The sequence below is a fragment of the Thermomonas sp. genome (assembly GCF_029945965.1).
Taxonomy (GTDB): Bacteria; Pseudomonadota; Gammaproteobacteria; order Xanthomonadales; family Xanthomonadaceae; genus Thermomonas.
In genome coordinates this window covers 123,138-141,808 of record NZ_JAQSDO010000020.1, presented here as the reverse complement: position 1 = coordinate 141,808, position 18,671 = coordinate 123,138, and the positions used below count along the sequence as shown (strand labels likewise).

The 18,671-nt window shown below is 62.5% G+C and carries 21 protein-coding genes and 1 tRNA gene; 1 reads left to right on the top strand and 21 read right to left on the bottom strand.

Translation table 11 applies throughout. From position 1 onward, the window contains the following. Nucleotides 1–69 precede the first annotated feature (69 nt). The 14 genes from PSV05_RS13365 to PSV05_RS13300 form a co-directional block, all read right to left on the bottom strand. Nucleotides 70–267: a hypothetical protein gene (locus tag PSV05_RS13365; protein WP_300066068.1), complete on the bottom strand. Its 198-nt coding sequence runs from the start codon at nucleotides 265–267 to the stop codon at nucleotides 70–72. A 182-nt stretch (nucleotides 268–449) separates the two neighbouring features. Further along, nucleotides 450–1,316: a hypothetical protein gene (locus PSV05_RS13360; protein WP_300066065.1), complete on the bottom strand. Its 867-nt coding sequence runs from the start codon at nucleotides 1,314–1,316 to the stop codon at nucleotides 450–452. Nucleotides 1,317–2,093: 777 nt separating this feature from the next. After that, a complete protein-coding gene (locus PSV05_RS13355) occupies nucleotides 2,094–2,633 on the bottom strand; it encodes a hypothetical protein (protein WP_300066062.1) in 540 nt (179 codons plus the stop codon). A 636-nt stretch (nucleotides 2,634–3,269) separates the two neighbouring features. Continuing rightward, a complete protein-coding gene (locus PSV05_RS13350; RefSeq protein WP_300066059.1) occupies nucleotides 3,270–3,536 on the bottom strand; it encodes an AlpA family transcriptional regulator in 267 nt (88 codons plus the stop codon). A 90-nt stretch (nucleotides 3,537–3,626) separates the two neighbouring features. Beyond that, entirely contained in the window at nucleotides 3,627–4,163 is a 537-nt protein-coding gene (locus PSV05_RS13345) for a hypothetical protein (RefSeq protein WP_300066056.1), read from the bottom strand. 278 nt (nucleotides 4,164–4,441) lie between these two features. Next, nucleotides 4,442–4,639, bottom strand: coding sequence for a hypothetical protein (locus tag PSV05_RS13340; RefSeq protein ID WP_300066053.1), 198 nt, complete (start codon nucleotides 4,637–4,639; stop codon nucleotides 4,442–4,444). Then, nucleotides 4,636–4,875 carry a hypothetical protein gene (locus tag PSV05_RS13335; RefSeq protein WP_300066050.1) on the bottom strand — a complete coding sequence of 80 codons (240 nt, stop codon included), beginning with the start codon at nucleotides 4,873–4,875 and terminating at the stop codon, nucleotides 4,636–4,638. Before PSV05_RS13335 ends, PSV05_RS13340 begins: the two co-directional genes overlap by 4 nt. A 455-nt stretch (nucleotides 4,876–5,330) precedes the next feature. Beyond that, complete coding sequence (locus tag PSV05_RS13330) at nucleotides 5,331–6,593, bottom strand: integrase arm-type DNA-binding domain-containing protein (protein WP_300066047.1); 1,263 nt, start codon at nucleotides 6,591–6,593, stop codon at nucleotides 5,331–5,333. A gap of 172 nt (nucleotides 6,594–6,765) precedes the next feature. Continuing rightward, nucleotides 6,766–6,841 (bottom strand) — tRNA-Thr (locus tag PSV05_RS13325). A 42-nt stretch (nucleotides 6,842–6,883) separates the two neighbouring features. Beyond that, nucleotides 6,884–7,591: an SPOR domain-containing protein gene (locus tag PSV05_RS13320; RefSeq protein WP_300066044.1), complete on the bottom strand. Its 708-nt coding sequence runs from the start codon at nucleotides 7,589–7,591 to the stop codon at nucleotides 6,884–6,886. A gap of 9 nt (nucleotides 7,592–7,600) precedes the next feature. Next, a complete protein-coding gene (locus PSV05_RS13315) occupies nucleotides 7,601–8,320 on the bottom strand; it encodes a type III pantothenate kinase (RefSeq protein ID WP_300066041.1) in 720 nt (239 codons plus the stop codon). 5 nt (nucleotides 8,321–8,325) lie between these two features. Beyond that, the gene (gene birA, locus PSV05_RS13310; RefSeq protein WP_300066038.1) at nucleotides 8,326–9,327 is read right to left on the bottom strand and encodes a bifunctional biotin--[acetyl-CoA-carboxylase] ligase/biotin operon repressor BirA; all 1,002 of its coding nucleotides are present in this window, start codon (nucleotides 9,325–9,327) and stop codon (nucleotides 8,326–8,328) included. A 7-nt stretch (nucleotides 9,328–9,334) separates the two neighbouring features. Then, nucleotides 9,335–9,997, bottom strand: coding sequence for a glycerol-3-phosphate 1-O-acyltransferase PlsY (gene plsY / locus PSV05_RS13305; protein WP_300066035.1), 663 nt, complete (start codon nucleotides 9,995–9,997; stop codon nucleotides 9,335–9,337). A gap of 67 nt (nucleotides 9,998–10,064) precedes the next feature. After that, the gene (locus PSV05_RS13300; RefSeq protein ID WP_300066032.1) at nucleotides 10,065–11,891 is read right to left on the bottom strand and encodes a DegV family protein; all 1,827 of its coding nucleotides are present in this window, start codon (nucleotides 11,889–11,891) and stop codon (nucleotides 10,065–10,067) included. A gap of 173 nt (nucleotides 11,892–12,064) precedes the next feature. Between PSV05_RS13300 and PSV05_RS13295 the strand changes: the two genes are divergently transcribed. Further along, nucleotides 12,065–12,334, top strand: coding sequence for a hypothetical protein (locus tag PSV05_RS13295; protein ID WP_300066030.1), 270 nt, complete (start codon nucleotides 12,065–12,067; stop codon nucleotides 12,332–12,334). Nucleotides 12,335–12,428: 94 nt separating this feature from the next. Here PSV05_RS13295 and PSV05_RS13290 read toward each other — a convergent pair whose 3' ends face one another. The 7 genes from PSV05_RS13290 to cysD all read right to left on the bottom strand — a co-directional run bounded on the left by PSV05_RS13290 (nucleotide 12,429) and on the right by cysD (nucleotide 18,653). Then, on the bottom strand, nucleotides 12,429–13,823 hold the full coding sequence (locus tag PSV05_RS13290; RefSeq protein ID WP_300066989.1) for an ATP-binding protein: 1,395 nt from the start codon (nucleotides 13,821–13,823) through the stop codon (nucleotides 12,429–12,431). A 94-nt stretch (nucleotides 13,824–13,917) separates the two neighbouring features. Then, the gene (locus PSV05_RS13285) at nucleotides 13,918–14,601 is read right to left on the bottom strand and encodes a response regulator transcription factor (protein ID WP_300066027.1); all 684 of its coding nucleotides are present in this window, start codon (nucleotides 14,599–14,601) and stop codon (nucleotides 13,918–13,920) included. Between the two features lie 70 nt (nucleotides 14,602–14,671). Then, nucleotides 14,672–15,082, bottom strand: a complete 411-nt coding sequence (locus PSV05_RS13280) for a hypothetical protein (RefSeq protein WP_300066024.1) — start codon at nucleotides 15,080–15,082, stop codon at nucleotides 14,672–14,674. A 120-nt stretch (nucleotides 15,083–15,202) separates the two neighbouring features. Then, nucleotides 15,203–16,114, bottom strand: a complete 912-nt coding sequence (locus PSV05_RS13275; RefSeq protein WP_300066021.1) for an arginine deiminase-related protein — start codon at nucleotides 16,112–16,114, stop codon at nucleotides 15,203–15,205. Next, nucleotides 16,111–17,112, bottom strand: a complete 1,002-nt coding sequence (dusA, locus tag PSV05_RS13270) for a tRNA dihydrouridine(20/20a) synthase DusA (protein ID WP_300066018.1) — start codon at nucleotides 17,110–17,112, stop codon at nucleotides 16,111–16,113. The genes PSV05_RS13275 and dusA overlap by 4 nt, the downstream gene beginning before the upstream one ends. Beyond that, nucleotides 17,051–17,752, bottom strand: coding sequence for a DUF6671 family protein (locus PSV05_RS13265; protein ID WP_300066015.1), 702 nt, complete (start codon nucleotides 17,750–17,752; stop codon nucleotides 17,051–17,053). Before PSV05_RS13265 ends, dusA begins: the two co-directional genes overlap by 62 nt. Then, a complete protein-coding gene (gene cysD / locus PSV05_RS13260) occupies nucleotides 17,736–18,653 on the bottom strand; it encodes a sulfate adenylyltransferase subunit CysD (RefSeq protein WP_345782262.1) in 918 nt (305 codons plus the stop codon). Before cysD ends, PSV05_RS13265 begins: the two co-directional genes overlap by 17 nt. Nucleotides 18,654–18,671: the final 18 nt, after the last annotated feature.

Here is an 18,671-nt window from a genome sequence, read left to right as displayed (position 1 = left end):
AGCTCGCTAAAGGCACCCTTTGCAGCCATACCGAACAGCAAACCTCGCCGGTGGGCGGGGTTTCGGGACTTACCAGATAGGCCGGCGGTCCAGTGCGGGATGGCTCAACACCCACTCCATGTCCAGTCTTGCTTTCTCCCGCCAGTCCATCTCGGGCGGCATTTCCGGGTATGTCTGCGGGTGCAGCTTCGTCCACTCGGCCACGGACAGCCTTGTATTCGGCGTCGCTGACTCTGCCGGCTTGGTACTCGGAATCGAGGATGTCATGCGCTTCTCCTTGAGCCCATTGTATCTCTGAGGCCAACGGTTTCGTTGTACCGGATCCATCCCATCGCGCTAGCCGCTCACCCTGACTGTTAGGCTTTGGGCAGCCAAAAATGTTGCGAAATGTTGTGTTTTGTTAGTTTTTCCCAGCTTTCATGGGCTTTGGGTGACGGGTCTCGCACCTTCTAGCATTGAACGAACGCCCCATTGATGAAGCACTGCTTTCCTGTCTTTTCATCCCGGGCGAAGCCTGACCCGGGTGGTTGTTCGTACCAGTTCCCGTATTGATCCTGGAAGCGTTGCGGGCCCGTCTGTGTCCGAACGGTTGCATCGTTACTGGATCTCTTTCTGGATCCAGATCGCAATGAGGTGTAACCCTTCCGAGGATCCCAACCGACGTTGTCAGGATCGAATCGGCTGGGGTTAGCTGCACTCGGCTGCTGTACCTGGCTCTGATATTGCTGCTGCGCGTATTGCCTCGCGCTGGCCGCATTGGCATAACTCGTCTCAGCCTGTGCTTGCGCCTGCAATTCTGCTTGGTACAGCGCTTGTTGCGCAGCCTGCTGTCTTTGAGTCGAGAGCTCTTGCTGGCGCAGCGTGCGGCTGATTTCACGATTGCGCGCCGACTCGACCTGTCCACGGTAAAGGATCTCTGCACTGGTCCGAGCGACCTCGGCACGGTTGAGGAAGTCCTCCCGGGTGTTCTGGAATGCCTGCTTCACAAGCTCGTAGGAGGTCAGGTCAGGGTTGCCCTGAGCCTGGATCGACTCGATCTGTTGAATCAGGTATGAGCTGCCTTCATTGGGCTGCAGCATCCAGTCCGCCTTGTATTCCCGAGCCACTTTGTTGATCGCCTCAATTAGAAGCGTCTGCCTCACAGGCTCCGGCGTTCTGTTAATAGGCATATCGATCGATGGATGCTCTGGCTTGTGATGTGGCGCCTCTGTCGTTGCTGCAGGTTGAACAGCAGCCTCAACGGGTGCCGTCACCGCCCGCTCACTACAAGCTGTAAGCAATGCAAGGCAAATGACTACGAAGACCATCCGCAACATGAGGCACTCCCGATCCCTTGTACGAAGCCTAGCACTGGCTGAAGCGCACTTCTCGTGGGTCTGAGCGGTGTCGAAGGCGCCAAAAATGTTCAGAATTGTTCGGAATTGTTAATTTCCATTTTTGACTATGAGTGATGCATTGAGGTGCTCTCAACAGGCCAACAACCCTCGATGCTAGTCAATTGGATCACCTCAGAAATGTTGCGAAATGTGAAGTTTTGTGAAGTTTTGTTGAGCTGCAATCAGGCTTATTTCCGCTTCTTGGCACGCTCGGTTGTCCGCTGCGCCAGCTTGTCTCGAGTCGCATATAACCCACCCAGTAGCTCACACCTAGCTTCAGATGACAGCCTCTTGTCAGATGTCACATGCTGGATGCGGGTGCTTAATTTCGACATCTCTCGATCTGCAGCCTAATAGAGGCCTCACAGCTTGAGGCGACCATCGCCGGCAAGCCTGCTGTGCACGCTACAGATCACCAGCCCCGCGCGCGCTTAGCTGCAAAACTGTTGCGTCGCGCGCGCTGGCTTTGATTGGCAGTTGGATGTCTCATTCCTAATTTCCTCTGTTTCAGAAAATTCGCAGCGAGTGTCTAAGTCGCGCGCTTTGCTCTTGGACTACAAGAACTGCGATGCCAAGCAAGCCGCAAACCAGCGATGATCTTTGACGCCTCACAGCAGGGGTTGGCACACCCACTAGCTGCCCCTGATTCCCCTGCAACGCTTGGTAGAGTCTTAAAGGTGCCCGATGGTCGGGGCAGTAACGGCCCTGTTTTTAGGCTTATGGACCCGGTGGTCGGGGTAGCGTGGCTATATTTTCACCACTACTGGCCCGATGGTCGGGGTAGCTTGCCCCGATAGTCGGGGTGGCAATTTTTATTCTGGCTACCAATGCGTCCGGTTCACGGTTCCACTTTCCTGAAGCGACTCGGGTTGGCGAAACGTCCAGCTTGCCTTTGCATTGGTCAATTGCCAGCCAAGTGAACGCGTACAAGCTTGCGCCTACCAATCCGCCTTGCCGGGTCTGTTCGATCATCCCCCGCCATCGCAGTTCCGATAGCGCCCGGTGCAAGGTGTCTTTACTCCGCCACCCGCGTTCCTTCATCCATGAATATGGCGCAGCGATGTCGCCATTGTTGTGGCCGTTGTACCCGGCTCCCATGTCCAGAATCAGGGCCTTTGCCTTTGCCGACAGTGCGCGGAAATTCGGGGAATCAATGACGACAGTCGGGATTTTCAGGAACGTGCCCGAATCCTTGCGGCCTAATGTTTTTACTCGCGTCCGGGCCATGTCATGCCCTCGCCATTGCCATGCGGTCATGTAGCTCAGGAACGGACAGTCCTATTGGGCATCCATGCCGTGCCGGTGCATTGGTAGCAGCAGGCTCGGCATCCTCGTTAGCACCCCCTGCACAACGCGACAGCCTTTGCCCTGCTGCCATGCAAGAGCTACTACGGGATGCACGTTCAAGCACCCTGCGGATGCGGTACAGCCTTGCCGCCACCTTTGGCGCTGTCTCTATCAAGGTATCCACCAGCGCGGCAGGTATCACCCCCCTTAGGCGGGATTCCCCGCCATCTTTCACCAGTTCCGACAGAAGGCCGCAAACGCGCTCGCCATCTATGTGGCCGCACCTGCGCCCGTCGACCGCCAACGGGCATACAGGCGAACTACAGCCATCCCAGCGCGGGCAATCACGGGGCCGGGTCATGACCTCACGCGCGGCATCCAGGAAGTCAGCAGCAGCCACTACGCAACAGGCGGGTTCATCAGTTGCCAATGCATAGCTGTCTAGATGTTCGCGTGCACCATCCATTGCAGCCACGGCCAGGTATAGCGGGACGCATCCATGCGAGCTATCCTTCACCTCGCACAGGCCTTGTGCCTTTGCTCCCTCGTCCTGATTCCCGTCGGTCGCCAAACTTGCCGGGGTCAGGACGTTTTCATTGGGCCAGGTCATGTCGCCGCCTTTGCATCGCGAGCGGCAATGCGGGCTTGGCACCATGCGTTGATTTCATGCTCTGGCCATGCGCTTGCACGTTCGCCTAGCTTGACCGGGGCCGGGAAGTCACCCGCAGCGATACGGCGGTAAACCTCGCTCCGTGAATAGCCCGTGCGGGCCTTCACTTCGGGCAGGCGCAGCAGGCGCAGGCTTTGCAGGTGTAGCGAATCGCCGCTTGTGGCATCGGCCAGCATCGGTGCTTGTTTCGTTGCTTGGGACATCGTGGCATTCCTTGCAATGCCCGGAACCATTCCGGGACTGCTAGTTATGCTGGCGATCCGCGCCTATGCCGTGTCGGAACTTCGGATGGATCAATCCGAAGTTCGGATGACTGCCCCGGACAATTTTGCCGCGTGTCTCAGGATGGTGTCAGCCATGCTCGACTTCGCAGGCCTGTCCCATCCCCAAGAGTCGAACAATGCTGAAAGCTTGTCGGCGGTTGTGTTGTGTTCCGCAGGCAAGCCAGATAGCGCCCACAAGCCGGCGATAACGCGCAACAAGTTCTCTTCCCGGTCGGCACGAATCCTTGCTGGCTTTGCGGGTTCATCCGTCACTTTCATGCGCGAAGCGGCGTCTAGGTCAGCCGCGAGGAACCATAAATCGCTGGTTATCAAGTCTTTCTCAATCCTGCAGTAAAAGCCACTCCAAACGTCGCGAACAGGGTCGATGTACAACACGATTTCTGATTCCCACAAGCCTTGATCCCTGATCAGTCCCAAAGCAATTTCGCCGCTAACAAAGAAATAGCCGTCTAGAGCATGCGTCGCGTCGACGGCGGTTATGCCAAACCAGCGCACATATTTTGTACGCCCCTTTTGCGGCACACCCTCTGAATCTTCTAACAACATCCCACGCCCAGTGAACCTTACCAACGGGCATAAGCCGCGAAACTCAATCGCTTGGCGGAGCGATTCACTGTCACCATCAAAGTAAATTCGTAATGCCTCCGAGTATCTGTAGAGCTCTCTCATCACGCACCCTCGCGCCCCTGTGAGAAGGCCCGCGCCAGACCGCCAGGGTGGACGGCTTTTCGGGGATCAGCCTAGGCGCGGATGAAACACCAATTCGTTCTGTGGCCTTTTTTAGGTTTCCAATGGAAACCTGCATGGAAACCTGGGACAGATGTCTAGAGCAAAGGCATTTGCAGAGGTGGCAGCCATAGCTTCCTGCGACTGTCGGACATGACCAAGTAGCAGGTACGCAGCGCGCAATAGAGATCGAGCGTGACTTGGTCCAGCGTGGCCCGCTCGCGATCAATGTAGGCACGCGTGCTTCGGTAGGCATCCAACGAGACTACGGCCTGATCATCTAGTTCCGCACTCATGCCTGCACCTCTTCACTCGCCGAGACGCGCGCTTGTAAGTTGAGCTTACGTGCGATCTCCGATAGTTCCGAGGATGCTTGGCCAATGGTGGTTGAAGCCACAAAGGCCTGACGTGCCACTGTAATGTCTCTGAACTCGATGAAGCCATCGACGATGCACTGAACACCATCCAGCAGGGCAGAGATGCGCCCGATATCAATTGTTGCTTGCTTCAATGCTACATTTTCAGTCGCCATGGTTGACCTCCACCGCTGCAGCAATGCGGGCGCGCCCTTTGGCAGTCAACTCATCAAACAACGAGTCGCCGGCCTCCTTGGCGTTGCGCACGTAGCAACTGCACGTGTCTCCATAGACTGGGCCGCTATCCAGCCAGTAACACACGTACTGCGTGCAATCGAACTCGACGTATGCGAACGCGGTGGGGTTCAACCGTGTACCAGGTCGCCTGATTCGGCGTAAGCGGGTCGGCATGTGACCGCCACGTTCTGCCATCCAGCGAACGAAGGCCGGCACCACGTAGCCGCCCGTGTCAGGAACGCACGCGATCTCGACTACATCCTCACTTGGCGTCAGTTCCAAGCCGTGGTCACCGAAAGCCATACCATTTCACTTGCCATGATCGTCTCCTAACAGACGTGATTGGAAGGCGCTGCCGGGTGGTGATGACACCCGGCACCGCCGCTTTACCGGCTTAGCCGGATGCTTTGCGCCGAATCGGAATCACCTTGTTGGTGTCAGATTTCAGCATGTACAGGTAGTCCGCCCAGGCGCCCATCATTTGCCGGCGCTCCTTCATGTACTGGGCTCGGTTGTAGGCCGCGCGAACCGAATTGCGCTCTGCATGGGCGAGCTGGCGCTCGATGACATCCGGAGCCCATCCCAACTCGTTCAATCTGGTCGAGGCCAGCGCGCGGAAACCGTGCCCAGTCATCGTCACCTTGTCGAAGCCCAAGCGGCGCAGGGCTGCATTGACCGTGTTCTCGCTCATGGGCTCGGTGCCGCTACGGAGGCTGGGGAAGGCGTAGCGGGCGAGTCGGGTGGGCCGGCGAGGATCGGGACCGGTAAGCGGTTCCAGGTCGCGAAGGATGGCCACGGCCTGAGGCGCCAGCGGCACGATGTGCTCTTCACGCATCTTCATCTTGGCGGCCGGGATGCGCCACTCGGCTGCGTCTAGGTCAAGTTCCGCCCATTCCATCTTCCGGAGCTCGCCGGGACGAACAAACAGCAGCGGCGCCAGCCTGAGCGCACAGCAGGTGACGAATTGGCCGGTGTATCCGTCGATCGCGCGCAGCAGGTCACCGACCTTGGCTGGATCCGTGATCGCAGCGCGCGAGGTACGGACAACGGGCGACAGGGCACCACGCAGGTCACCGACGGGGTTGTGCTTGGCTCGGCCGGTGGCGATGGCATACCGGAACACCTGGGCGATTCGTTCCCGGGTTCGGTGAGCGGTCTCGTTCGCGCCCCGGGACTCGATCCGCCGCAAGGTAGCCAGCACCTCGGGAGCCTCGATCTTGGCGATGGGCAATGCCCCCATCCACGGGAACACGTTGTCGACCAACATCCATTGAGCCTTCTCGAAGGTGGATGCGGCCAGCTTCGCGCGCTGGGTCTCCAGCCACTCAAGGGCAATGGCTTCGAAGGTGGTGGCCGCATTGAGCACGGCGCGCACCTTGGTCGCCTTCTTCTCAGCCCCGGGATCCAGTCCCGCGCGCAACACTTCACGGGCACTGTCACGGAGCCCGCGCGCGTCGGCCAAGGTCACTTCCGGGAACACGCCTAGAGCCAGGCGCTTCTCCTTGCCGGCGTAGCGGTACTTCAACCGCCAGTAGCGCGAACCGTTCGGCATGACCTCCAAGTACATGCCGGCGCCATCGAACAGACGCTTGGGCTTCTCACCTGGCTTGGCGTTGCGGATCGCAACCGCAGTCAGACTGCCAACGCTCGCCACCATGGGGGCATCTCCTTCTGAAAAGGAGCAGAAGTGCCCCTGTGCCCCCAAATATGCCCCTTGATGCCCCCGGATGCAATGGGTCGGGATGGGACGGCCTGAAACACGAAACCCGCCATCTAGGCGGGTTCCGTGGGGTTTACGAGACGGGGTGAGACAGTCTGAAACTCGAATGTGGTGCCGCTTATCCGAATCGAACGGATGACCTACCGCTTACAAGGCGGTTGCTCTACCTGCTGAGCTAAAGCGGCGCGGCGGTGATTTTAGCCTGCCGCGCAGATGCTTGCCGCGATTCAGGGCAGTCGAGCGCAGTCAAGGGGCTTGGAGGACGCGATCGCGGCCAGTGTTGCGTGGCTGGCATCCGGCGCAAAACGCGCATCCAGCCACCACTGCGGCGGGGTGTCGCCGAGTGGTTCTGCGCGTGCAGTGAAGCCCTTGCTGGTCAGTTGCGCCTGGCGCCTGCGTGCGCTTTCCTGGCTGCCATAACGGCCCAGCGCAATGCTGTTGGCTTCGCTGCCGTTGGCGATGATGTACCAGTCGTTGATACCGGCGGCCTTGATCTTGTCCACCAGCGCCTGGGCCGCTTCGCGCGTCACCAGCGCCGGCATATAGACTCGCCAGCCACGCGTCGACCGGGCCTGGGAATCACGCGCGACAAGCTTTTGCGCCAGCAATTGCAGCTTGGGACGCGCCGCATCGCGTGCGGCGGCATCGGCGAACGGACCAAAGCTGAGGCACAGCGCCGTTGCGGCAACGGGAACAGGTGGCGCCGCGGGCTTTTCAGCGGCGGTCGTGGATATAGCGGCAGGCATGGCTGCAGGCGCGGGCGAAGAAGCATGGACAGGCGGCGCAACCGGCTCGTTGACCAGGCGCAATCCCGGCTGGCTGCTATCGACCACCGGCGCGGAAGTGGCCGCACGCAGGCCGGCACTACTCAGCCACCAGGCGGCAACGCCCAGGTTGAGCACGAACAGGAACACGATGGCGGCGCGCAGGATCATCTGTCGAGTTTATGCGATGCAGTGGGTATGCCAGCACGCCAGTCCGCGCAGGACCGCATCGGGCACCCACTCGTGCGTCGGCAGGCGCGTGCGCAACGCATCTGCGCCACCGCCGTGCAGCCACAGCATGGGACGCACGCCGAGCAGGCGCTGCGCTTCCGCCAGGCTGCGCTCGACCAGCGCCAGCGCCGCGCCTTCGCAACCCGAAGCCAGCGCGTGGTCGGTATCGTCGGCGAATTCGGTGTAGCGGCCACCACATTCCGGCAGCACCGGCGCACGCGCATGCAGGGCCTGGCGCATCACCATCGGCGATGGTGCGATGCGCCCGCCACGATGCAGGCCATCACCGTCGAGCAAATCACAGGTCAGCGCGGTGCCAACACCGACCAGCAGCGCCGGGCCGACATCGACGGCTGCCAACAAGACCAGGAACCGATCCACGCCGAGATGCTGCGGATTCGGATACGCAATCCGCAAGCAGCCCAGTATTGGCTGCGTGCGCACCACATGCAGGCGGGTGAAGCGCGTGGCCAATGCATCCAGCAAAGCCACGTGACGCGAAGGCGATGCCACGCTTGCAATGCAAGCCACGTTGCCGCACGGCAGGTCGTCCAGCCATGCCTGGCCATCGTCATGTGCGGTGGCGATGGTCTCGCCCGGGCGGCTATCGACGCCGAGTTCGGCAAATTTCAGCCGGGTGTTGCCGAGATCAAACAAGAAGGTCTTCATCGCGTTCATGCGGCGCGCAAGCTCACGTCGGCCGCATGCACCTGGCGCTCGCGGCCATCGCTATCACGTACGCGCAGCGCGCCATCGGCTGCGATGCCGAGTGACGTGGCCGACCAGACTTGAGTGCCCTCGTATATCTGCACATCGCGCCCGGCAAGCGCATCCAGCGCCGCGAAGCGCGGCAGGAATCCGGCCAGGCCTTCGGCATCGAAATGGGCCAGCGCCGGCAGCAGATGCTTCAGCAATCGCGCCACCACGACATTGCGCGATGGCGGCGATGAATCCGATAGCGCGGCGATGTCGATCCATGGTTGGTCGATCTCAACCGCGACTCCCGCCGGCATGTGCACGTTCACGCCCAGGCCGATCACCGCCCGTGCGGCGCCGGCATGTTCGCCGCCGCCTTCCACCAGCAGCCCGCCCAGCTTGCGCAGGCCGCGACCATCGGCCACCACCAGGTCATTCGGCCATTTCAATCCGACATCGGCATGGCCGAGTTCGCGCAGCGCTTCACAGGCGGCAATGCCGGCGACCAGGCTGAGTCCGCCCAGCCGCGCCAGCCCGCCTTCGAAACGGCGACCGATCGACAGGTAGACATGCGCCGCAAGCGGCGAGGCCCAACTGCGCCCACGCCGTCCGCGGCCGCCGGTCTGGCGTTCGGCCAGCAGGACCGCGCAGCCGCGCGCCGGCAACTCACGGCGCAGCAATTCGCTGTTGGTGGAATCCAGCGACCAGCCGATCTCAAGCGATGCCAGTTGCGGCGCGATGGTGTTCGGCAATGCCGTGCGGATCGCATCGGCATCCAGCAGATCGAGCGGCTGTTCGAGTCGATAGCCACGCCCCGACACCGCAATAATCGGAATGCCGGCTTCGCGCAGGCTTTCGATGCGCTTCCAGACCGCGGCGCGGGTTAGCCCGGCCTCGCGCGCCAGCAGGTCGCCGCTGACCGTGCCATCTGCCAGGCGCTGCAACAGCAGACGCTCGTGTGGGTGCGCGTGATCGCTCATGCCGCGCTCACTGCTGATCGCGGCGATGCAGGCGATACAACAGGCGCGCCCGCGCAAACCGGGATTCACTGCCATTGCGCAACCGCTGCAAGTTGCTGCGATGGGTGAATGCGATAAACAGTGCGGCAGCAATGGCGAACCACATCCGGTTCGGCCCGGCATCACTCCACCAAGCCCAAAGCGGCAGGCTCGCCATCGCAAGCACGGTCGACAGGCCGACATAGCCGGTCGTGACCAATACGCTGCCCCATACCAGCAACAGCAGCGGGAGCGACCATGGCCACAACACCAGCAGGCCACCGATCAGGGTTGCTGCGCCCTTGCCGCCGCGGAAGCCGTGCCAGAGTGGCCACACATGCCCGACCACGGCTAGCCCAGCGGCCAGGTAGCCATGCGTGGTAACGCTCAATGGCGCGCCGAGTGGTGCCCAGCGCTGCGCGAACCACGTCGCCAGCATGCCCTTGCCGACATCGATCAGCGCCACGCCGAGCGCGAACTTCCAGCCCTGGGTGCGCATTGCATTGGTGCCGCCGGCATTGCCACTACCCAGCATGCGGATGTCCACGCCACGCATGCGGCCCAGCACCAGGCTGCCCGACACCGACCCAAGCAGGTAAGCGACCAGCAGCAGCACTGTGGTGAGAACAAGCGGTGGCAACGAAGCAGTCATGTCCGAATCATAGACGGCCAGCGAAAAATGAGCCGCGGCATGCATCGCGTGCTTTCACCGGGTGTGCTCAGGGCGCTGGCTGCAGGCCCACCACCAATGTCCCCGGCCCTGCATGCGTGCCAATCGCCGGCCCGACTTCCACCAGATGGCCAGCAACCACCGGCAGGCGTTCGTGCAGGGCTGCAAACAGGCGCTCGCCATCCGCCAATGCATCGGCATGGCCGACGATCAGCCGCCAGCCAGCCACCTTCGGCACGCGCTTGGTTAGGTAATGGGCGAAGGCATCGGCCGCTTTCCGGCGCGCGAACAGGCCACCTACCAACTTGAGCAAGCCATCCGGACTGACTGCGGCGATCGGGGTCAGTCCGCTCCAGCGCATGGCGGGACCTGCCCAGCGCGGAATGCGCCCACCACGCACCGCATGCGAGATGTCACGTGCCATCGCCCAGGTCATGGTCAACGGGCGCAGTCGAATCAGTTCGGTCTCAATCGTCGCCGCATCCGCGCCGGCAGCGGCCATTTCGCCCGCACGCCACGCCAGCAACGCTTGCCCGGTCGTGGCATGGCCGCTATCGAACACGACCAGCGGTTTCGTCAGCCCGCGTGCGCCGGCTTCGGCGGATTGCAACGTACCCGACAACGGCCGAGACAGGCCCACGTATACCGCCGAGTCCTGGTGGCCGAGCACGTGCTCGAAGATCCGGCGGTAGTCCCCGGACGGTGGCTGGCTGGTGATGGGCAATTGCCGCGACGTGGCCATGCGCCGGTAGAACTCGCCAGCGGTAAGCCCGAGTCGATCCAGGTAGTCGCGACCATCCAGGCTGACCCGCGCCGACACTACGTGGATCCCATAGCGCTCGGCCAGCTCCTGCGGCAGGTCGGAGGCGCTGTCGGTGACCACTGCAACCCGATGCGGCGATTCAACGCTGCGTTGCTGCATGAGCATGTCGTCGGCCTTCATCGACTCGACCCGGCCGTGCGCCGCACAGGCATCGAACAACAGCTGCGGCGAGCCCACGTGGCCATGCACGCGAATCCGGCTGGCGCCGCCGGCCACCACCAGCGAATCAATGTCGAGTTCCCCCAGCGCGGCCTGCAGTTGCTCGCGATCCATGCCTTGGCCCAGCAGCAGGCATTCGGTGCAGTAGCGGCGCGCCGGATCGATGTCCTCGTGCACATGCGCCTGCAATTCGACTGCATCGTTCGCTGCATGCGGCACCGCGCCCTGCATGCGCACGGCGCGCGGGCCGCCTTCGACGAATTCGGCGATGCCTTCCAGCCAGTCGACGAAACCCTTTGCACCGGCATCCACCACGCCTGCCTTCTGCAGCAAGGCCATCTGCTTCGGCGTGTCCGCCAGCGCACGGCGGGCGCGCTGCAACGCCTGGGCAAACCCGCGACGTGGGCTTTCCGGTTGCTGGCGTGCTGCCTCATCCAACGCATCGGCGAACGCACTGATGACACTGACGATCGTTCCTTCGACCGGGTGGGCCAGCGCGGCGCGCGCGCTATCCGCACCCCCGCGCACGGCAGCGGCCAGCGCGCGCGCATCGAGGACCGGCGCATTGCGCGCGTGTTCGGCCAGGCCAAACAGGAACTGCGCCATGATCGCGCCGGAATTGCCACGTGCGCCGTCGATGGCGTCGTTGCCGATCCCCACCAGCAATTGCCCGATGTGGCGGCTGCGCCGGCTCAGCGTACCCTGCAGCACGCTGCCCAGGGTCGCAGCGAGATTGCTGCCAGTGTCGCCGTCGGCGACCGGGAACACATTGATCCGGTTCAATTCGTCGCGCGACGCCATCACCCGCTGCGCACCCGCGATCAGGGCACGACGCAGGGTGGCCGCGGTGAGGTCGGGTGTTGCTGACAACATTTCTGCTTGCGCGATGCTCATGCCCCAGTCTGCAATGCAGACGTGCGCAAAGCCTGCTGCGATGCAGCAATGCGGGTTTTCGCCTCCCGCCCGCATCCACGCTATAGTGGAGGATGGGAACGTGCACCCGCACCCTTCAAGTTCGCGCCCTTCATTTCGTGGTGAACCTCATGCGCCGTAGCAGCCCGCTCCTGTTGAGCATCGCCCTCCTGTTCGCTTGCGGATACGCCACTGCCTCTGCCGTGGAATCCCAACACCTGAGCGCCGATGGCAGCACCAGTTGCCCGGACAGTACCGCTGCCAGCAATGATCGGAATGAGCTTGGTGATACCGACCCGGCCACCACCACGGTCGCCCCGGTGCGTCGCACCGAGAAGGCCAAGACCGTGGGTGCACCGCGTAGCAGCGGCACTCGTGCCGCCGCACCGCGCTGGCACAGCTTCCTACCGGGTATGTTCCGCTAAGCAAGTCGCAACACCTTGCGAATTGAATCAGGTCATATTCGACCGGGCCAGCACGCAATCAGGCGTGCTCAATCAGGCTAGTCCCCCGGTAGGTTTAGACCCCCGGTGGCAAGGTGACCTCGAAACGCGCACCGCCCAGCTCTTGCGAACGCCTGACCTGCAATTCGCCGCGATAGCTGCGCACGATGTCCTGAACGATCGCCAGGCCGATCCCATGCCCCTGCACACGTTCGTCGCCGCGCACCCCGCGCTGCAGGACATGCGCGATGCGGTCTTCGGCAATGCCCACACCATCGTCCTCGACGATGATTGATAGCCCTGGCCGGCGGCCCGGTGCATCCACGCCCTCGGTCACAGTCAGCAGCACGCGCGCGCCTGCCCACTTGAACGCGTTTTCCAGCAGGTTGCCGAGCAACTCCTGCAGGTCGCCGGTTTCGCCATGGAAGCGCACCTGCGGCGCGATCTCGAATTCGCACAACACACGCTTGGCCGCGTAGACCTTTTCCAGGCCGGTCACGATCTGCTCGGCCAGCGGCTCGATCTCGATCGGCGCGGCGAACAGCTGGTGTCCCGAACGCGCGGCACGCGATAACTGGTAGGTCACCAGATCGTTCATGCGCCGCAATTGAGTGTCAACTTCCTCGCGTAACTCGCCTTCGCCCGCTTCGCTATCCATACGCGTGCGCAGCACCGCCAACGGTGTCTTCAGGCTATGCGCAAGATCTGCCAGGGTGTTGCGCTGGCGATCCAGATTCTCGCGCTCGCTGTCGATGAAGGCATTGATGCTGCGGGTCAGCGGTTCCAGTTCGCGCGGGTGCGCCTCGCTCATCCCCGACGCAGCACCGAGCTGCACACGCTTGAGTTCGCCGATCACCGCATGCAACGGGCGCAGGCTCCAGCGCAATACGACCATCTGCAGCAACAGCAATACCAATCCTGCCCCGCCCAGATTCAACCACAAGGCAGAACGAAACGCAGCGACCTGCCGGCCGAGCGCAGTGGTGTCCTCCAGGATGTACACCGTGTAGGGGAATTCACGACCCTGCTGGTCGTTGCCGCTCCAGATCAGCCCGTAGCCATAACGGTAAACCTCGCCCGCCTGGCCATTGATCTGGGTAATCGGCAGAGGTCCTTCGAAGGCCTGCTGGCGCGCTTTGAGCATTGGTCCGACTGGCAGCCGCGGCCCCTGTGCCGAATCGGATTCCCAGCGACCCGACGGCAACACGATCTGCGCGTACAGGCCGCTGCCCGGACGCTTGAAGCGCGGGTCGGGCAGTTCGAAGGGCGGTACGAGGCTACCATCGCGGGCGAAATCGCTGTTGGCATAGGCCAGCGCGTAGCTGTGCAGGCGCTCGCGCATGCCGCTCTGAGCGGTACTCAGAAACGAGCGATCAAGCGCATAGCCGGCGAGCGCGAGGAAGGCCACCAGGCCCAGACTGGCTGCGAGCAGCTGGCGAGCCTGCAGGGAACGCGGCTGTACGATGCGCAAGCGGCGACGCCGGGTGGCGTCGCCGCTTGCGGGATCGCTGGTTGGCTTGGCAGGCGCATCCACGGGCGTTATCCGCCGTCAGCTGGATGCGATATCACTCGCCGGTGCGCGGGATCGCGAACCTGTAGCCACGGCCACGCACGGTCTCGATCGGCTTCAGTGCGCCTTCCGGGTCGAGCTTCTTGCGCAGGCGACCGATGAATACTTCGAGCACGTTTGAGTCGCGGTCGAAGTCCTGCTGGTAGATGTGCTCGGTCAGGTCCGCTTTGGAGACCAGTTCGCCGGCATGCATCATCAGGTATTCGAGCACCTTGTACTCGTAGCTGGTCAGGTCCACATTGGCCCCGTCGACGCTTACCGTCTGCGCGGCCAGATCCAGCATCACCGGCCCGCATTCCAGCGTCGGCTTGCTCCAGCCTGCAGCGCGGCGCACCAGCGCATTGACACGTGCCAGCAATTCCTCGACATGGAACGGCTTGACCAGATAATCGTCAGCACCCTGTTTGAGGCCGTCGACCTTGTCCTGCCAGCTGGAACGCGCGGTTAGGATCAGCACCGGGAATTTCTTGCCTTCGTCGCGCAATGCCTTGATCAGTTCCATGCCCGACATCTTCGGCAGGCCAAGATCGATAATGCCCACGTCGAACGGCACCTCACGGCCCATGTACAGGCCTTCCTCACCATCTTGCGCGGCATCCACCGCATATCCTTCGCGCTTCAGGCGCGCGGCCAAGGTCTCGCGCAACGGGGCTTCGTCTTCGACGAGCAGGATACGCATGGAAACTCCTTACCAATAAATGGGTGGACGGGAACATGGACGTGCCATGCACCTGCACAGGATGCCGGGATCAGTCGTCGTTATCGCGTGTAGGCCGCGGGCGGCCCCGTGAACCATGGCTATCGTCCTGACCGTCGTTTCGATTGGAACCTGCTCGATTTGGGTCAGCGTTGTTGTCGTTGCGTCGGTTCGGATCCTGCATGAAGACGCGCACGCGGCCCTCGTCATCAACCACCTTGACACGGTGCATGTCGCGACCGTCGTATTGGACGCGTTCGGCCGACAGCACTTCACCACGCGTGTCGCGCTCGATCCGGCGTACCGCATCGGACAGGCTGGTGTTGTCGCGTGATCGACCTCGATCCTGACGGCTGTCCTGCTGCGACGCCGATTGCGGCCCGGCAAACGCAGTCAGCACTGGAAGCATCGCCCAGATGGCGATGGTCAGCAGTTTCAGCGATGGCAATTGGCAGCGGGACATGTGCGACTTCCAGCTTCTGGTGCAGGAACAGCCATTCTGGCGACAGCCGGTGAATCGGCCCTGAAGTTTCCTGAACAGGATACCGCGCGGTTCAGTGACATCGTGAAAACGTGACAAAGCTCAAAACAACTCACCGATGCAGCAGCGCAGCGAACCGCCAGCGGCTTCGATCGCATCCAGTTCGACCGCGGCCACCTCGAAACCGGCATCGGCCAGTTGCTGGCGATGGGCAGACTGCAAGGCAGCATCCGCCGCCGCGCTCATCCAGACCTTGTCCTGGCCAAGCGCAATACAGTTGCCAACGAAAGCCGCATGTTCGCCGGGCGCGCAGACAATCGCATGCGGCGCATACAGCGACGTGATCGCCTCGACCACGGCCAGATCCGCAAAGCCATCTGGACAGATCACCGCCGCACGCCCGGCCAGCACCGCCAACACGACATTGGTGTGGTATTCGCCGACGGCCAGGTCGAACATCAGGGTCGCGCGCAAGCCGAAGGCCTCATGCATCAGGCGTGCGCCTTGTTCGTCGCAGCGTTCCGACAGCCCGCAGAAGCCCAATCCGCGTGCGCGGTCAATCACCAACGCGCCGGTCAGTTCGCAGACATTCGCCTGTGTCGAAAGATCGACTTCGCGGTAGCCCAGCACGTCGCCGAAGAACTGGCGGATATCGGCGCGCGTCGCTTCATGTTGGCGCACCGGATGACGCATGCGCCCCACGACGTAACGCCCCGCAGCTGTACCGAACACGTTGTTCGGGAACAACGCATCGGGCGTCTCCGGATCGCCGGCGAAACATACCGTCGGCAAGGCCGCCGACAACGCGCGTTGCAGGTCGCGATGCTGCATCGATGCGCGACCGGCATCGAATGCGGCGGCATCGGCCATATAGACATTGTCCTGTGCGGACTGCTCGGCCAAGCGGAAGCCGTCGGGCGCGACCAGGAACGCGGCGCGCGCGGTGGCTGGGCCGAAATCAGGTGCTGCAGTGCGTGTAAACGCGAGAAAGGATTCGATGTCGCGGGTAATCATGCGGCGTGCTCGATGGCTTGCTTGTTGGAATGCGTCAGTGAGAGTGCGCGTTCGACCAGTGACCAGTCGGCGCCGGTCTTGTGCGCGCCTTCGCTGAGGATCTGGCGGAACGCACGACCGCCGGGCTGGCTGGCGAACAGGCCGAGTACGTGGCGGACGATATGTTTCAGCAGACCACCACGCGCGAGCTGCGCTTCGACATAGGGCTGCATGGCGCGCAACAGATCGCCGCGGCTGCGAAGCTCGGCACCGAACCATTCGACGTCGAGCCGATGCAGCAAATACGGATCGTGGTAGGCGGCGCGGCCCAGCATCGCGCCATCCATGTGTGACAAATGCGCGCGCGCTTCGGCGGCATCGGCAATCCCGCCATTGACGATCACCTGCAACTGCGGCCGCTCGTGCTTGAGCCGGTAGGCCCAGTCGTAGCGCAGCGGCGGCACTTCGCGGTTTTCCTTCGGGCTGAGACCCTTGAGCCAGGCATTGCGCGCATGCACCACGAACAGCCGGCAGCCGGCATCGGCAATGGTGTCGATGAAGGCCAGGAAGTGGTTCCAGTCGTGGTCGTCATCCACGCCCAGCCGACACTTCACGGTCACGGGTACATTGCACGCCGCTATCATCGCCGCCACGCCCTCGGCCACCAGCGCCGGTTCGCGCATCAGGCAGGCACCGAAACGACCCGCCTGGACGCGGTCGGACGGGCAGCCGCAATTGAGATTGATCTCGTCGAAGCCGGCCTCGGCGCCAATCCGCGCGGCTTGTGCGAGCAACGCCGGATCGCTACCGCCAAGTTGCAACGCCACCGGATGCTCAGTCGGATCCATGGCCAGCAAGCGCGAACGGTCGCCGTGGATTACAGCATTGGCATGCACCATCTCGGTGTACAGACGTGCATGCGGCGCCAGCAGCCGATGGAAGACCCTGCAATGGGTATCAGTCCAATCCATCATCGGGGCAACGGACAGGCGCAGGGCAGCAGGATCGATCAATGTCATCCGCGCATTCTAGAAGAGCGGGCGCCAGTGGCGACAAAAGCGAGCAGTCAGGGATTACAGAAGTCACAGTGAGCCGGATCCGCGACACGCACGTCGGTGCGTTCACGCTCGCAATGGTGGTCGCACTGCACGCACGCCAGTATCTCTGCGACGGCGTCCCGCGTGGCTTCACCGCATAGTCCACGGGGCAGTCCGGGCACAATCCGAACGCGCCAGAAGCCCGGAACCTCACAGCAGGGACACTGCATGCGAGGCGCTGGCCAGGTTCGATCGCTGCGCTGCGAATGACGTTCATGCGCGAGGGATTGGCATCGGCGCGCATGTCGGTTTCGATGAACACCTGTCCATTGGTCGATGTTTGCCGGGCCCAGCGGAAATGCCGTTCAAGCTGTTCCCAGGATGCGATGCCCTTGCGGATACGCGAATCGCCATCACAGGCCGGGCGCACCACCATGCGGTGGCCGGGAAAGCGCCATTGCCGTGCGAACGTGCCAAGCAGATCGGTGTCGATGCCGGCGACCCGCTCGACCTTGCAGCCGACCGCCGCATGCAGTGCAGGCGCAATCACCTGCTGCTTGCCATGCTGGGTCAGCAGCGCGACGCGTTGGGACAGATACGGATGATCAGAAATAGCCTTCACGTTTCTTCTGTTCCAGTGAGCCGCCATCCTCGTTGTCGCCCAGCCGCCCGCTGCGTTCCGACTGCCCGCTTGCCAGCGTTTCCAGGATTACCTCTGCCAGCCCGCATGCCGATGATTCGACCGCTGCGGTGACCGGCCAGCAACCAAGCGTGCGAAACCTCACGCTGCGCGTCTGCGGCACGTCACCGGGCCGCCAGTGCATGCGCCGGTTATCGTCAATGACGATCCATCCACCATCGCGTTGAACCACTTGTCGAGGCGTTGCGAAATAAAGTGGCGCCAGTTCGATCCGATGCACGTACACGTACAGCAGCACGTCGAGTTCGGTCCAGTTGGACAGCGGGAACACACGCGCCGACGCGCCGCGCCCTAGCCGCAGGTTGTAGAGGTTCCACAGTTCAGGGCGCTGCTGGCGCGGATCCCACCCATGCTGCGCACTGCGCACGGACACGATGCGCTCCTTGGCCCGCGATGCTTCCTCGTCGCGGCGCGCGCCGCCGAAGATGATGTCGAAGCCGCCATCGGCCAACGCCTGCTTCAACGGCTGCGTGCGCATCGCGCTGGTGTAGCGGTCACCGTGATCGAAGGGATTCAGACCTTTGCGGCGCCCTTCCTCGTTCGCATGCACGATGAGTTCGAAGCCGTGCCGCGCCGCAAATGCGTCGCGGAACGCAAGCAGTGATGCAAATTCCCAAGTTGAATCGATATGCAGCAACGGCATCGGCGGTCTGGCGGGATGGAACGCACGCATCGCCAGATGTGCGAGCACGGTTGAATCCTTGCCCGCAGAGAACAGCAGGACCGGTTTGCACGCTTCGGCGACGGCTTCACGCAGGATGAAAATTGCCTCATTCTCAAGTGCGGCGAGGTGCGCTGAAAGCGTGGCATCCATTAGTGACATTGGCGCTCTCACGCGCAG